We start from the raw sequence: 15,756 nt of genomic DNA, 5'->3' as shown, positions 1-15,756 counted from the left end.
AAAAACCAATTAGTTAGGAGAAGTTATGGAGCTTTCAGCGTTAACCGCTATCTCTCCAGTAGATGGCCGCTATGGTAGCAAAACCAGTGAGCTGAGAAGTATTTTCAGTGAGTTCGGCCTGATCAAGTATCGCGTGACGGTTGAAGTACGTTGGCTACAAGCCCTGGCCAACGCAGCTGCAATCAACGAAGTTCCAGCCTTCAGTGAGCAGGCGAATGCCCTGCTAGACAGCATTGTTGATAACTTCAGTGAAGCGGATGCCGCACGAGTTAAAGAGATTGAGCGCACAACCAACCATGACGTTAAAGCCGTCGAGTATCTGTTAAAAGAGAAAGTCGCAGACAACGCTGAGCTTCAGGCTGTTAATGAGTTTATTCACTTTGCCTGCACATCTGAAGATATCAACAACCTTTCTCATGGCCTGATGCTGAGTGAAGCACGTGATCAGGTATTACTGCCATACTGCGATAAGCTATTGGCTGCTATCAAAGAAAAGGCGATTGAATATAAGTCTGTTGCGATGATGACCCGCACCCACGGTCAACCCGCTTCTCCTTCGACTATGGGCAAAGAATTTGCAAATGTATACGTACGTTTGCAACGTCAACGTGAGCAAATTGCCAACGTTCAGATGCTGGGCAAAATCAATGGTGCCGTGGGTAACTACAACGCCCACCTGAGCGCTTACCCTGATTACGACTGGCACAATCATGCTGAGCAATTTGTGACCAGTCTGGGCCTGACCTGGAATGCTTTCACCACGCAAATTGAACCGCATGACTATATTGCGGAACTGTTTGATGCGGTTGCACGTTTCAACACCATTCTGCTCGACTTTGATCGTGACGTGTGGGGATACATTGCACTCAACCACTTTAAGCAAAAGACCATTGCTGGCGAAATCGGTTCTTCAACCATGCCACACAAAGTGAACCCTATCGACTTCGAAAACTCTGAAGGCAACCTGGGTATTGCGAATGCAATCTTCACTCATCTTGCACAAAAACTACCGGTTTCTCGCTGGCAGCGTGACTTGACCGATTCTACGGTACTACGTAACCTGGGTGTTGGCATGGGTTATACCCTGATTGCTTACCAAGCCACCCTTAAAGGGATCAGCAAATTAGAAGTGAATGCAGATCGCCTGTTGGCTGAACTGGATGACAACTGGGAGCTGCTGGCTGAGCCAATTCAAACTGTCATGCGTAAATACGGTATCGAAAAGCCGTACGAAAAGCTCAAAGAGCTGACTCGCGGTAAGCGCGTTAATCAGGTAATTATGGCTGAGTTTATCGATGGCCTGGATCTGCCAGAGCACGTAAAAGCTGACATGAAGCTAATGACGCCAGCCAACTACATTGGCCGCGCCGAAGCTTTCATTGATGAACTAAACTAATACCAAGTTTTAAAAACCAGTTTGAGAGATAAAATCTGCCGCTCATAGTGTTAAAAATGTTCGCTCAGAACCTATACTTCAGAGATATGTTCAGACATTTTTGACCGGTGACAAGCGAGGTGTCCTGACCTCAGCATTGGCGGCTTAATTATGCAAATTGGTATAACTCAGATATAAGCCTGAGAAGCGAAAGTCGTGGCATAGTGCCGGACTTTCGCTTTTTTATTGGAGTCACTTTATGTATCAGCTATCTATCAATGCCCTTACTGAGGCTGCGTTTCTCGCCCAGTACTGGCAAAAAAAACCTTTACTTATCAAACAAGGCTTTCAGGATTTTATCGATCCACTGTCACCAGAAGAACTGGCTGGCCTGGCAATGGAAGACAATATTGAGTCTAGGATCGTCACCAACCATGACAATCACTGGGATGCGCACCATGGTCCGTTTGAAGATTTTTCCTTACTGACAGAGCAGCACAGTACTTTGCTGGTACAAGCCGTTGATCACTGGCACCCTCAGGCTGCCAGCTTGCTAGAACCCTTTCGCTTTATTCCAAACTGGCGTATTGACGATCTGATGATCAGTTTTTCTACGCCAGGGGGCGGCGTTGGTCCGCACCTTGATCAATATGACGTATTTATTATTCAAGGCCAGGGGAAAAGACGCTGGCGCGTCGGCATGCCTGATGCCAGCCTAAAACAATTTGCCCAGAACAAAAGCCTGCTGCAAGTAGAGCAATTTGAAGCCTGCATAGATGCAGAGCTGGAACCAGGTGATATCTTATACATTCCACCTGGCTGCCCTCATGAAGGCTATGCCGTTGAAAATGCAATGAACTATTCTGTTGGTTTTCGGGCCCCTGATCAAAAAGATCTGCTCTCAAGCCTAGCTGATCACCTGATAGACTCAGAATCAGGTACAACCCGTTACAGTGACCCTGACCTCACGCTACGAGATTCTCTCGGCGAGGTCAGTCGTCAGGACAAAGGGAAGATCCGCACCATGCTGGAAGCAATACTGCATGACAGCGAGATCTTCGACCAATGGCTGGGGCAGACACTCAGTGAACCTAAGCATGAAATGGATCTGGCCCCACTCGATCCGCCACTGAATGCTGACTCCTTACAAGATGATATTTCAAGCGAAGATACCCTGGTGCGCTCAGGTGGCGTCAGAGCACTGTATCAATTAACGACACACGCAGTGATACTGAGTGTGAATGGGCAAAATTTTACCCTTCCACTTGAGGTCTTACCAGCTGTTAAAAAGCTGACAGATCAGAGTTCTACGCCCGTATCTTCATTATTAGATGAGTTTACATGTTTGGAATTTAAACAAACATTAACTACGCTTATTAACGATGGGTCCTTTTACATTGAGGACTGGGTGTAATTACCTGAATCTGAGGGTTAGTCACAAAATAAGGCATCGATAAAGTCGATGCCACAATAATAAAGAGCACAGGCTGATCCCCTAATCAGGCGTGATTATGATGTTTGATGCGAGGCAATCATGAATTACCACGTCGATAGAGTGAGTTGGCAAAAAACTCAGGGACAACTGCGCCAAATCCGCGAACGAGTCTTTGTTTGCGAACTTCACCTTCCAAAGGAAGTAGAGTTTGATCAACACGATAAAACTGCGGAACATGTTCTCGTGCGGGATGAAAATCAGTGCCCGATTGGAACCGGCAGATTATGTTGTGATGGTCTGATCAGTCGAATTGCGATCATTCGGTCTCACAGAAATCGCGAGGCCTACCAATCTTTGATCAGCTTTCTTAGTACCCTGGCGGAACAAAAAGGCTATGAAAACGTCTTCGTGCAATGCATCTTAGACGAGGTACCCACCTTTTTGAAGTCCGGCTTTTCCAAACAAGGCGGTGTGTTTATGGAAGCAGGCATTCCAAGACAGCGGATGAAATGCCCGGTAAAAGAAATGAACTCTGAGCCTTTTACGATGCTACATTAGCCCATAACTGGTCTTTGTTGGCCAAATCATACACGCCATGGGCATGGTGAATAAGAAAGTTGGCATACTCAGTCTGGGTTGGATCTGGACGCTCTGCACCCAAGATTTTATCAGCTTTAATTTGCCATTGATAAGAAAAGTGCTTAAGTGCAGCGCGGGCATCCGCAGCCCCGCTCACTGGCATCGCATCTGTTGGAACTTTACCTGAAATAACCCAATACCCTTTACCCTGGTTGTCCTTAATTTTCCAGACACCACAGATCGGGGGCAATATACGGGACTCTTTGGCTTGAATATTAATACCTACTATGCCCTTTTCTGCAAGATACTTTTGAGCAGCCTGCAAAGAAGTGTGTTGCCACTGGGCAAGCATTTTTTGTTGTTCTTCTTTACTCATTTGTTTGTTGTCTTTCGTCATTCTAGGTACTTCTTGAGAAAATTTCCCCTACTGTATGAATTAAATGAACAGGATGCAAGCACGACCCCACTCTGGCAGGTGTAAAAGCGCGGGAATGTTTAAGGTGACTATTTGCATTTGCACAATAAATAGACTCGACTAGGATTAAAGGATCATCTAACAGGTTAAAGTGGTCGTAACTATGATCCCACTTTCCATTGCTATTCAGTTAGTCATCTTTGCCATCGCCTGGTATGGGTCAAACCTGGTCTTTGCGCTAGTCATCACAGCTCTATCTGGACTAGCCATGTATGTGAGCATCCGAGCCGCCAGGGCAGACGCCTCCCCAGTAACAGAACCACAACCAGATCAAGCTCTCGGGCAGCAATCGGATCTCACTTGCCTGGAGCAATTGGGCCATACTATTACTCCGCAGCTGCGGGAGCAAATCAACAGCGCCCGTCAGCAAACCAAGCAGGCGGTTGACAATATGTCTGGTGAGTTCTCCCAGTTAGTGAGCAATATCACTGCAACCTTAAGCAACCTGGATAACAGCAGTGCCAATACCTTGCAGCAAACCTCTCAACACAGTCGCGACCAGTTAAATCAAATCCTGGCTTATCTTGAACAATCCAATACCAGCCAACAGCAACGCACCGAAACATTTAAAACCATGGTCGAGCAGAGCAAAGAATTACAAGCAATGTCTATCGATGTTGCGAAAATTGCAGAGCAAACCAATTTACTGGCTCTGAATGCATCCATAGAGGCAGCGCGTGCCGGTGACAATGGTCGTGGCTTTGCTGTTGTAGCAGATGAAGTACGCGCGCTGGCCAATTCAAGTGGAGAAACTGGGGTCAAAATAAACAAAATGGTCGAGTCTATCGCGCAGGCAATGCAAAGCTCCATGACAATGATGGAAAGTGAATTAAGCGAACGCCAGGTGTTGACGGAAAAGTATCAGCGCCAAATCAACGAGGTGATTGATACCTGGCTCACTTTATCTCAAAACGTAGAGCAACAGGCACAAATACTTCAGACCTCTAACGAAGATAATCGACAAAAAATCTCGGAGATATTGGTTGACCTGCAGTTTCAGGACCGGGTTGATCAGATCCAGGACAGCGTGACGATTGCGCTGGAGATCATGACACAAGAGTTGGATAAATTCATTGAAGAGCGCCGCCAAAGCGACACCGCCCGATTTAATCATCAGCGGATCAGTGACACACTGTCTCGTACTGCTGCGACCCGGGAGCAACGACATATTCTGGCATCTAGTCATAGCGGCAACAATCGCAAGGACGATGACACTGTGGACGACCTTACTTTTTTCTGACATGCAGCCTGAGGGTACATTATGAGTAAAACCATTTTAGTTGTAGATGATTCTGATTCTTTAAGACAGGTCGTAAATATTGCGCTGACAGGGGCAGGCTATCAGGTTATTGAAGCCTGCGATGGCAAAGATGCACTCAGTAAACTCACCGGTAGCAAAGTTCACCTGATAATCAGTGACGTCAATATGCCCAATATGAACGGCATTGAGTTCGTCAAAAATGTCAAACAGCTGCCACAATACAAATTTACACCCGTCATTATGCTGACCACTGAAAATCAACAGAGCATGATGGAAGAAGGCAAAAAAGCAGGCGCAAAGGCCTGGATGGTCAAACCATTTAAGCCAGCACAAATGCTTCAAGCCGTCTCTAAGTTATTGATGATGTGATCGTGATGTCTGAGTGTTTTAAGTTCCCAGCAGAATTAACCATCTACGAAGTACAAGATGTGCATATTGAGCTCAGTGCGTTTTTAGAGGGCAAACAGACGGTAGAGCTCGACTTAAGCCAGGTCGAAGAGCTCGACAGCGCAGGGATCCAGTTGACAGTCTGGCTGGTGAATCACTGTCGGACAACAGGGGTACAGATTAATGCCCTCACCCTGTCAGATCTGCTAACAGCCAGGCTAACCCTGTTGAATGTGTCCCTAGCCGCTCCAAATAAAAGCGAACTTTAACTATGTCTGTTGATTTAAGCGCGGCCATTACCACCTTTGTCAGTGAGTCCAAAGAGCTTCTGGCCGACATGGAAAACTCTCTGCTGGATATGGAAGCCAGTGACGCTGGTGCCGATCAGGAAGAAACCATCAACGCCATCTTCCGCGCCATTCACACCATTAAAGGCAGTGCAGGCTTGTTTGGTTTTGACTACGTCGTAAGCCTGACCCACATTGCAGAAACAGTACTGGACGATGTTCGAAACGGCAATCGGGAAATGAGTAAACCCCTGCTCTCTCTATACCTCGAAACGGGTGACTTGTGCGAGGAACTGATCCTGCTCGCCGCGTCGGACAATGAACCCAGTGCACACCAGCTGACCCAACTTGCTGCTCTGAGCGGCCAGTTCAGTGAGTTTATCGACGATGCTGCTCCCCCCCAGGATAACATTGCCACCTCAGACATCCACATGCAGCCGCAAAATGGCATCTGGTTTATCTGCTTTGTTCCAAACGAAAATGTACTGCGCAATGGCCTCGACCCCTTCCCTTTTATTCATTTTCTTAATAACGAAGTGACCGAGCTTGAAGTCGCCACCAATGTTGTTCCTCTGAATGCCCAAACCCCTTATGACCCCGAGTCCTGCTACCTGGCGTTTCTGATGCTGTTTCGTACAAGTCAAAATAAAGAGGCGATAGAAGAGGTCTTCGAGTTTATTAAAAACGATGCGGCTATAGAGATTTTACCGCCTGATCAGTGCAGTTACGACGCAATCCAGGCATGCGCACGGTACTTTCCGGAACCATCTCAGTTCCAGTCAACCCTGTCACAGCTCACTCAGTCACTTTTACCGAACGAGCCATCCACGTCAACCTCAGATGATGACTCTAAACCCCTCCCCGTGAAGGATAAACAGAAAAACAAAGTACACAGCAGCAAAACCTTGCGGGTCGAAGCAATGAAGCTCGACAGGTTGATTGATCAAGTCGGAGAAATGGTCATTACCGGGGCCAGAACGAATCTGCTTGCCCACGAAACAGGCAACGAAACCCTGATAGAAGCCATGGCACTACTTGAAAGGTTAGTTGAGAACATTCGTGACAGCTCACTTAAACTCAGAATGGTGCAAATTGGCGAAACCTTTAATAAATTCAAACGCGTTGTCCGGGATGTATCTGACGAACTGGGTAAAGAGGTGGAGCTCAATATTATTGGCGCGGATACCGAGCTGGATAAAACCTTTGTTGAGAAAGTCAGCGATCCGCTTATGCATATCATCCGCAATGCTATAGACCATGGTATCGAAACACCTGACGAGCGTGTCGCCGCAGGCAAGCCTGCCTGTGGCCAGCTAACGCTGAAGGCCTATCATGACTCTGGTTCAATTGTGATAGAGATCCAGGATGATGGTCAGGGGTTAGATCAGAGCAAAATCCTGGCTCGAGCAATCGAAAACGGCTTAATAAGCGCAGAGCACTCTTTGCAGGACAAAGAAATTAACCTGCTTATCTTTGAACCTGGCTTTTCAACCGCCGCTGCCGTGACCAGTATCTCGGGCCGTGGCGTGGGCATGGACGTGGTAAAACGTAATGTTGAAAGCTTGCGGGGCAGCGTGGAAGTCGACAGTACCAAAGGGCTGGGCTCCAAAATTATTATTCGCCTGCCGCTGACTTTATCCATTATTGACGGGTTTATGTTTACCGTTGGCGACGAGGATTACGTGATCCCCCTAGATACTGTGGTTGAGTGCCTGGAACTCCACGAGGTGGTCTCCGAGTCCGACATTCAGGATAAAAACTACATCAACCTCAGAACTGAGGTCCTGCCTTTTATTCGTCTGCGCTCCCTGTTTGGGATAGAGCAGCAAATTGAACATACGAAGGAATCACTGGTTATCGTCCAGTTTGGCACGCTCAGAGCCGGTCTGGTCGTCGACTCATTGCAAGGAGAGTTTCAGACCGTTGTAAAACCCCTGGGGAGGCTGTTCGAAGGCCTCAAATGTATCAGCGGAGCAACCATACTCGGCAGTGGCAAAGTTGCCATTATTCTGGATGTATCTGCCCTGATCCGCACCGCAATTACGATGTATGAGCAATTAGAGCTCAAGCATTAGTCAGATAAAACCGGAGCGTAAAGATGTTTAAGAATCTGACCATTAAAAACAAGATCATTCTGGCCATGTTTACCATGGGGCTGCTGTTGCTGGTGATTGCCATGTCTGTGCAAATGAAAAATGGTCGTATTGAGGGATTTGCCACCAACGTAGGGCAAACAGATATTCCCGAAGCCATTTATGCGTTGAACATGCTCGACGAGCTGGGAGACATGAACAGCAATGTACTTGAATACATCGCCGGTGAGGCCGACGAAAAAGCGGACTTTCTATCAAATTACAGTGAGTTCACTAACTACCTTGAAGATCTAAAACGACTCGAAACAGTCGACACCGGTTACATACGGCAATTGGAAGATTTAGTGCGTCGCTATGCCAGCGAAAATCAGGAGCTGATTTTTGACCGATTTGACCCCCTTCAGGAAGAAAAAGCGGTCGATAAATTTGAGTACCTCAATCGCGAATTCGCGGAGCCGCTCGAAAGTTTACTCGACTCACAAAAAGAGGCAGAAGTAGAAGATGCGGGTAGTAGCGGTGACTTTGCCGAAGTCGTCAACGATGATTTGCCCGGGGTGCGTTACTATCTCGAGCTGATCGATGAGCAAGGCGACATGATGAATTCACTTAATGCATATATGCGTGGCCGGGTGGGTGCAAAGGCCGCATTTGAAAAAGATGCACGCGCTTTTTCTAACTTTCTGTCTGAACTGAAACCATTAGAAAGAAAACCCCAGGAAATCAAAGCCATTGGAGACATAGAGCGTATGTACCTGGGACTTTATAACGGTGGAAAAGAAATTTTCGCTATGTATGACCCCAAACAGAAGATCCAGGCTTCCAAAGATGTTGACAGACTGGAGCACGACATCTTTAGTAAAATAGAAGAGATACTGGAAAAGATTTCCAATGAAGCGATTATAGACGGTTCAACGTCTCTTAAAGACCTAATGTCAGCAGCGCAAGACAGTATCCGGCTGGTCTGGGGGTTGCTGGTCGTCGCCATCGTCCTTGCTGTCGCCACCGCCGCTTTTTTGATCCGAGGCATAGTGCTGCCTATCAATGCGCTGGCAGAAGCGGCAGAAGACCTGCGTTCAGGCGAAGGCGATCTGACCCGTCGTATACCGGATTTTGGTAATGACGAAATAGGCCAAACCGCACAAAGCTTCAATGGCTTTATCGAACGGCTGCAAAATATCCTGCTGGATATCCAGGAATCTGTTGAGTCCATTGCCCACAGTACTAATGAAGTGAGCACCACTTCTCGCATGCTCAGTTCCACTTCCAACCAGCTGGCAGCCAGCGTGGAAGAAACCTCCGCCTCGCTGGAACAAATGAGTTCGTCAATTTCAATGAATACCGAAAACTCAAAAATGACCAATGACATTGCCAAGCAATCCAGCAGCGAGGCAAACGATGGTGGCCAGGCTGTAAAAGACACTGTTCAGGCCATGACCCAGATAGCAGAGAAAATCGGCATCATCGAAGACATCGCATATAAAACCAATCTCCTGGCTTTGAATGCCGCCATTGAAGCGGCCAGAGCCGGTGAACATGGTAAGGGCTTCGCGGTGGTGGCTGATGAAGTGCGTAAGCTCGCAGAGCGTTCTCAAGTTGCCGCACAGGACATCAGTACACTTGCCGACAACAGCGTTAAAATCGCACAACACGCAGGCGCCATGCTAGACAGAATGGTACCCAACATTGGCAAGACCGCCGATTTGGTACAGGAGATCACCGCTGCATCGACGGAACAAAGTACCAGTGTGGCTGAGATTAATCGTACCGTGGCTCAGCTTGATGAAATTGCGCAACAAAATGCATCCGCATCAGAGGAGCTCGCCTCAACTGCAAAAATGGTTCAGGATCAAACCGGAGATATTCGCTCGACCGTGGGCTACTTTAAATTGAGTAACAATGGCCGCAGCCACAAAGGGCGTCAGTCTCATGTCATTCACGACAGTAGCCATAGCCGCGAAGATGGTTACACCCCATTTGATGAGTAATGTGCGATGAGTGAATTGATCCATGACCCAGTCACCGCAGCCTATGATCTTGATAAGTATCTGGCTTTTGAGCTCAATGGCGCATCGTATTCAATCAGTATTTCCATTGTCAGAGAGATCATGGAATATATCGAAGTGGATAAAATTCCCATGGCACCTGATTTCATTATTGGTGCCATCAACCTCAGAGGGTTAGTCATACCTGTTTTTGACTTATCCGTTCGACTGAACAAACCTGCACAACCTAATACCAATCGTACCTGTATTATCGTTGCTGAGTGCAACTATAAAGCGCAGAATATTACTGTCGGCCTGAAAGTCGATATGGTCACTAAGGTGCTGGATATTCCTGCACATGAAATTGACCAGGTGCCTAGTATTGCTGGTCAGTTTCATAGCCGTTTTGTGTATGGTTTGGCAAAACTAACAGACAATCTGATGACAATACTGGACATAACCAAAATACTGACGCTGGATGATGTGCAGTTGTTTGACGACTTACAGCAACATAATAAACAACTTGCACTGGAACTGACACTCGACTCTGACCCCGCACACTCATACGAGGAAAGGTGATATGAATTCAGCGCCCACTCTGACGGACAACAATAAGACCAACGAAGAACTTCATTCACTGTTAGTGTCGATCGGCTATGATACCTTTGGCATTCCGATAGAATCCGTGAAAGAAGTCATTGAGCTGACCGACACGACGATGGTACCTATGTGCAATCAGGTGATCCGGGGCGTGATCAACGTCCGGGGCAGTGTTATCCCGGTTCTGGATATGCAGCACCGCCTGATGCTGAAAAATCCTCAGCCTTACAACAAATACAGTTGCATCGTGTTATATGACTTTTATGACCCCAGTCTGGACGAAGTTATGACCCTCGGCATGCTAGTCAGCAGCGTGATGTCTATTCAGTTTATCAATTGCACTCAGCTGGAGGACTCCCCCTCTTTCGGGGCCAATATCCCCCGTCACTTTGTCTGGAAAATGGCTAAAATTAATAATCAGCTCACTATTTTGCTGGACATGAACAGTGTGCTCAATATCAGTGAGATAAATACGCAACTGAAGTCCTCTCAGACTGAATTCTTCACCCGATTTTGTCAGCGTTAGGCAGCAATGGCGATTTCAACTGTGGAGTTTCAGCAACTTAATCGTCTGTTTGAGCAGCATACCGGGATCAGTCTGGGTAAAAACAAAGCGGATATCGTGGCAAGTCGCCTTGCCAGTCGCCTGCGTGCTAAACGCTGCTCTTCTTTCAGCAAGTATTATCGCTTGTTAATGACACCTGAGGGACAAGATGAGCTGCAAGTCTTTATTGATAAACTCACCACACATGAGACCTACTTTTTCAGGGAACAAGCCCAGTTTGAGTTTCTTTATCACTATTATCAGCACAATCGTCCACGACACTCTCCCATTCGGGCCTGGAGCGCCGCCTGCTCGAGCGGAGAAGAGGCTTACTCACTGGCGATGATACTGGACGATTTATTCTATAACCGGCCATGGCATGTTATCGGCACAGATATTTCTGAAATGTCTGTGCTGATGGCCAGAGATGCGCGCTATGCCATATCTACCGTAGGCAAAATTCCCAAACGCTACCGGATCCGGTATTGCATGAAAGGAACGGGCAAAAATGCCGATAACTTCACGCTGATCTCGACGCTAAAAAAGCAATGTAGCTTTCAGGAAGACAACCTGTTGAAGTTGACCACGGTTGATTTTTCATTTGATGTGATTTTTCTGCGTAATGTACTCATCTACTTTGACAAATCCAAACAACAAGCCATCCTGAATAATATCATCAAACGTTTAAACCATGGCGGTTTACTCTTTTTGGGACATTCGGAAGCCATGCGAGATAAGCCTGCTTGTCTGCAAACTCTGAGCCCCTGCATATACAAGAAGGTGACCTTATGACCAGCGTCTTCATCATCGATGATTCCGCCCTGATGCGCCAAGTCATGAGTGAGATCATAGCCCATGAACGTACCTTAATTGTCAGCGGTACAGCCCCTGACCCCATCATTGCAGAACGAAAAATGAATTTGAATTGGCCGGATGTCATTCTGTTGGATGTGGAAATGCCTAAAATGAATGGCATCACTTTCCTGAAGAAAATTATGCAGGAACGCCCTACGCCGGTGATCATCTGCTCGGCACTGGCGCAGGAAAAAACCACCACCGCGATGGAAGCGCTTGCTTGTGGCGCTGTGGATGTGATTGCCAAACCCACTCACGGGCTGGGAGACTTTTTACACAGTGACTCAGTATCCCAGATCATTGACGCTATCAAAGCGGCGACTAAAGCCAAAGTTCGTCAACTCAAATACCTCGAAGAAGGCACCTTTCGTGAACTACATACGACAGAAGAAGTGCTACCTGCCCACAAAACAGCGCAGCCACCTGACAGTGCGGGAAAAGTGATTGCTATTGGTGCTTCGACAGGCGGTACAGAGGCAATCGCCCGACTTTTACAGCAGCTGCCAGCCCATTCACCACCGATTGTTATCGTACAGCATATGCCAGGTAAGTTTACGGCTGCGTTCGCCCAACGCCTCAATGACATCACACCACATAAGGTAGAAGAAGGACAAACTGCCACTCGCATCCGCCACGGCCATGTTTATATCGCCCCGGGAGGCCAGCATATGTTGGTAAAACGTCAAGGCTCGGACTACTATTTAGAGATACGCGATGGACCACTTGTCAGCCGTCACAAGCCTTCGGTGGATGTGTTGTTTCGCTCCGTAGCCCAGTCGGTAGGCAATCATGCCCTTGGTATTATTCTAACTGGCATGGGCAATGACGGCGCAAGTGGTTTACTGGAAATGAAGCAAAAGGGGGCTGTGACTTTTGCAGAAAGCGAATCCAGTTGTGTGGTGTTTGGTATGCCAAAAGAAGCCATCGCGAGGGGGGCCGTCGATAAAATCTATGCGCTGAGTAACCTCCCTTACCAGATCCAAAAAGCGCTTGGGTTATCTGTATGAAAAACCAACTGAGTCAACTACTGCACATTGCTTATCTTAGCTATGACAGGCAGGGGCAGATCATCTCCATCTCGGATGCTGCCGAGCGCATGCTAGGCCTAAAGCCTGGCGACATACTATCGCAAAAGCTGGTTTTTATTGATGAGGACTTTATTGAGCTCAATCTCAGTGAAATCCTGTTCGATCCTATATTTGACCAAATTGAGCTGGGCGTCAGTATCGATAATAGCAGCGTTACCTGGGTCAGACTCTACAGCTTCAGACAAGATGACCAATATTACATCAGGCTTGAGCCTGTCGAAGAGCTGATCTCCGTCAGGCGCCTAAATAAGCAGCTCGCAATCCGTGATCCCCACACCGGATTACTGTATCGGGATGCCTTCATTAACAAAATTAAAGAGCAACCTCATCAGGGCACTATTTGCTGTGTCCGGATCTGCAATTTTCAGCGTATTTCCGAAGTCTGGAATATTGGTGTTGCCAACTTGGTGTTTATGGAGATCCTGGCACGATTCCAGGGAGAATTTGATAAAGGGATATTCTCTAAACACTCTTCCGACTGTTACTGCGTGTTTATTCCCGATACAGTTCCACTGAACATCGAAACCTTATACAAGCAACTAAATGAACCTTTTAATTTTAACGGTAACAGTTTCTACAGCAATGTCTCACTGGGCTACTATAAAGAACAGCCCAATGACGACCATGAATTAAGTCTTAACAAAGCGGAAATGGCAACTTTTGATGCGCTATCAGACCACAACCGTCTGGTCGAATTCAAAGAAACGCTGGCCAGGCAAATTGAACGACAGAATAAAATTGAAACCGGTCTGCGCAGCGCCCTTTACCAGGATAACCTGGCGGATAGCTTTGAAGTAGTATTCCAGCCAATTCATGACACCAAAACAGAACGTCTGATTGGGGCTGAGTGCCTGATGCGCTGGGAACTTGACGGTCAGCCTATTCCTCCTACCGAGTTTATTCCAATCATTGAAAGTACGGGAGAGATTAACAAGCTAACGCTATTTACGCTCAGTCAGATTAATAAGTTAAAGAGTTTACTTGCACAAGAGCACATTGAGGCACGCCAGTTTCGTTTTGCAATCAACATTAGTGTTGTTGAAATTCTCGATGTTAACTTCACCACCCGATTGCTGCAAACGCTGGAAAAGCTGTCACTTAACCCCGCCAAAATTAAGCTGGAGCTCACTGAATCAGCCCTGATCGATAACTTTAACTATATTAATGAGATATTACAAAAACTACAAAGCGAAGGGCTGATGATATCGATTGATGATTTTGGTACCGGTTACTCCAGTCTGAGCTATTTGTGTAAACTGCATTTTGATGAAATTAAAATTGATCGTGCCTTTGTCACCAATGTCGTCAGTGATGGAAAAATGCAGTCGCTTTTCAATTCCATTGTATCGCTGGCAAAAAATCTCGATAAACCGCTGGTCGCAGAAGGCATAGAACAATTAGACCAGATGATCTATGCCAAAGCCAAAGGGGTTGAATATATACAGGGGTATTACTATAGCAAGCCGCTGAGTATTAACGACTTTGTCGAGTATGTTGTCGCCGACAAATCCAGCTATCTGCATTTTGAAGAGTAGCGCATACACCGTGGTATGCGTTACCTAAACTAACCACCCAAAACCCTGGCTGGATCTACTTTTACCGCCTGCCAGGCCGGATAAAGGCAAGATAGTACCGAAATAACAAGCGTAATAGACAACACTGAAACCACGTCAATCCAATCCAACTGGCTGGGCAAAAATTCAATAAAATAAACGCCCTGCAATGGATTATCACCATCAAGCTCAATCCAGGCACGGAATAAGTCAGAAATATTCAGCGCCAACAAAATGCCGACAAACAGACCAACCAGGGCACCGATTAGGGCATAGCTGACCCCCTGTATCGCGAAGGTCGCAAAAATAGTGCTATCTCTGGTACCCATGGTTTTTAAAATCGCAATATCCGCTTGCTTTTCTTTCACTTCCATTACCATAGACGACACGATATTAAAACTGGCGACAGCGATGATCAGAAACACGACCAGATACACTATTGTCCTGACCATTTGAATATCCTGATAAAGGCTCCCCTGCGTACGAAACCAACTATTGACGTAGACCAGATCAGGTAAAGCCCGGCCTGCTGCCATTGCGACCTGATGAGCAGAGAATACATCCTCAACTTTGGCACGGAGCCCGGTCACTTCTTCGTCCGACAGCCCCATTGCCTGCTGTAACCGCTTCACAGAAACCAAAGCCAACGACCGATCAATAGGTCCTCCCATACTAATCACATCCGCCAACACAAAGTTAAGCCGCTTTGGGGCAGCCAGAGGAGAAGCGGCTTGTGGATTTGCCACTAACAGCGTGACTTTATCCCCGCGCTCTAAACCCAGCTCTGTGGCAATATGCCGCCCTAAGACGATGTCATTGTCGGTCAAATCGCTCAGTGAAGTATCTGCAATAAATTGCCCCACGTCTGATACCTTGTGATGAGAAAGAAAATCTATCCCCTTCACTTCAGCGGCCTTTAGCTCACCACGAAACTGTACCATGGCAGTGACCGATATTTCAGGCACCGCGGCCAAAATACCTGGTTGCGCTTCCAGCAATCGCACTTTTTCAGGCCAATTTGAAATTGGGTCGTAAGGCGCCTGGTAAGCGACATGAGGAACCACAGAAAGTAAGCGGGTTTTCAGCTGTTGTTCAAACCCATTGATCACTGAGAGTGCGACAATAAGCACCGCCACCCCCAGCATGACACCGAGCGTTGATGATTTACTCAAAAACCCAATCATACCAGCCTGATGCTTGGAAGCACGTAATCGGTTACTGATAAACACACTCAACATTCGC

The 15,756-nt window shown here is 47.0% G+C and carries 15 protein-coding genes; 13 read left to right on the top strand and 2 right to left on the bottom strand.

What is annotated here, in order from left to right; all coding sequences use genetic code 11:
* Positions 1-25 precede the first annotated feature (25 nt).
* The 3 genes from purB to MHN31_RS04950 all read left to right on the top strand — a co-directional run bounded on the left by purB (position 26) and on the right by MHN31_RS04950 (position 3,368).
* Positions 26-1,396, top strand: coding sequence for an adenylosuccinate lyase (gene purB, locus MHN31_RS04960; protein WP_010385395.1), 1,371 nt, complete (start codon positions 26-28; stop codon positions 1,394-1,396).
* A 238-nt stretch (positions 1,397-1,634) separates the two neighbouring features.
* Positions 1,635-2,789, top strand: coding sequence for a cupin domain-containing protein (locus MHN31_RS04955; protein WP_239443607.1), 1,155 nt, complete (start codon positions 1,635-1,637; stop codon positions 2,787-2,789).
* A gap of 120 nt (positions 2,790-2,909) precedes the next feature.
* Positions 2,910-3,368 (top strand): GNAT family N-acetyltransferase, encoded by a 459-nt coding sequence (locus MHN31_RS04950; protein WP_239443606.1) that lies wholly within the window; start codon positions 2,910-2,912, stop codon positions 3,366-3,368.
* On the opposite strand, the gene MHN31_RS04945 is transcribed toward MHN31_RS04950, so the two are convergent.
* Positions 3,352-3,786: a DUF4826 family protein gene (locus MHN31_RS04945; RefSeq protein ID WP_239443605.1), complete on the bottom strand. Its 435-nt coding sequence runs from the start codon at positions 3,784-3,786 to the stop codon at positions 3,352-3,354. The two genes, MHN31_RS04950 and MHN31_RS04945, sit on opposite strands and share 17 nt — an antisense overlap.
* A 181-nt stretch (positions 3,787-3,967) precedes the next feature.
* Here MHN31_RS04945 and MHN31_RS04940 point away from each other — a divergent pair, with 181 nt between their 5' ends.
* The 10 genes from MHN31_RS04940 to MHN31_RS04895 are packed head-to-tail and all read left to right on the top strand — an operon-like array spanning position 3,968 to position 14,496.
* On the top strand, positions 3,968-5,104 hold the full coding sequence (locus MHN31_RS04940) for a methyl-accepting chemotaxis protein (protein ID WP_239443604.1): 1,137 nt from the start codon (positions 3,968-3,970) through the stop codon (positions 5,102-5,104).
* Between the two features lie 21 nt (positions 5,105-5,125).
* Positions 5,126-5,494, top strand: coding sequence for a response regulator (locus MHN31_RS04935; protein WP_010385407.1), 369 nt, complete (start codon positions 5,126-5,128; stop codon positions 5,492-5,494).
* A gap of 5 nt (positions 5,495-5,499) precedes the next feature.
* Positions 5,500-5,781 carry an STAS domain-containing protein gene (locus MHN31_RS04930; RefSeq protein ID WP_239443603.1) on the top strand — a complete coding sequence of 94 codons (282 nt, stop codon included), beginning with the start codon at positions 5,500-5,502 and terminating at the stop codon, positions 5,779-5,781.
* Between the two features lie 2 nt (positions 5,782-5,783).
* A complete protein-coding gene (locus tag MHN31_RS04925) occupies positions 5,784-7,874 on the top strand; it encodes a chemotaxis protein CheA (RefSeq protein ID WP_239443602.1) in 2,091 nt (696 codons plus the stop codon).
* A gap of 23 nt (positions 7,875-7,897) precedes the next feature.
* Positions 7,898-9,877 (top strand): methyl-accepting chemotaxis protein, encoded by a 1,980-nt coding sequence (locus MHN31_RS04920; RefSeq protein ID WP_239443601.1) that lies wholly within the window; start codon positions 7,898-7,900, stop codon positions 9,875-9,877.
* 6 nt (positions 9,878-9,883) lie between these two features.
* Positions 9,884-10,453 (top strand): chemotaxis protein CheW, encoded by a 570-nt coding sequence (locus tag MHN31_RS04915; protein WP_138538839.1) that lies wholly within the window; start codon positions 9,884-9,886, stop codon positions 10,451-10,453.
* Position 10,454: 1 nt separating this feature from the next.
* The gene (locus MHN31_RS04910) at positions 10,455-11,000 is read left to right on the top strand and encodes a chemotaxis protein CheW (protein WP_125561357.1); all 546 of its coding nucleotides are present in this window, start codon (positions 10,455-10,457) and stop codon (positions 10,998-11,000) included.
* A 6-nt stretch (positions 11,001-11,006) separates the two neighbouring features.
* A complete protein-coding gene (locus MHN31_RS04905; protein WP_194867884.1) occupies positions 11,007-11,810 on the top strand; it encodes a CheR family methyltransferase in 804 nt (267 codons plus the stop codon).
* On the top strand, positions 11,807-12,880 hold the full coding sequence (locus tag MHN31_RS04900) for a chemotaxis response regulator protein-glutamate methylesterase (protein ID WP_239443600.1): 1,074 nt from the start codon (positions 11,807-11,809) through the stop codon (positions 12,878-12,880). Before MHN31_RS04905 ends, MHN31_RS04900 begins: the two co-directional genes overlap by 4 nt.
* A complete protein-coding gene (locus tag MHN31_RS04895) occupies positions 12,877-14,496 on the top strand; it encodes a sensor domain-containing phosphodiesterase (RefSeq protein ID WP_239443599.1) in 1,620 nt (539 codons plus the stop codon). The genes MHN31_RS04900 and MHN31_RS04895 overlap by 4 nt, the downstream gene beginning before the upstream one ends.
* A gap of 29 nt (positions 14,497-14,525) precedes the next feature.
* Here the strand turns inward: MHN31_RS04895 and MHN31_RS04890 are convergent, their stop codons facing one another.
* Entirely contained in the window at positions 14,526-15,752 is a 1,227-nt protein-coding gene (locus MHN31_RS04890) for a lipoprotein-releasing ABC transporter permease subunit (RefSeq protein WP_239443598.1), read from the bottom strand.
* Between the last annotated feature and the right edge of the window lie 4 nt (positions 15,753-15,756).

Origin of the sequence: Pseudoalteromonas sp. McH1-42 (assembly GCF_022347845.1) — a bacterium.
Taxonomy (GTDB): domain Bacteria; phylum Pseudomonadota; class Gammaproteobacteria; order Enterobacterales; family Alteromonadaceae; genus Pseudoalteromonas; species Pseudoalteromonas rubra_D.
The sequence above is the reverse complement of the archived record's forward strand: the minus strand, read 5'-3'. Positions and strand labels throughout refer to the sequence as shown.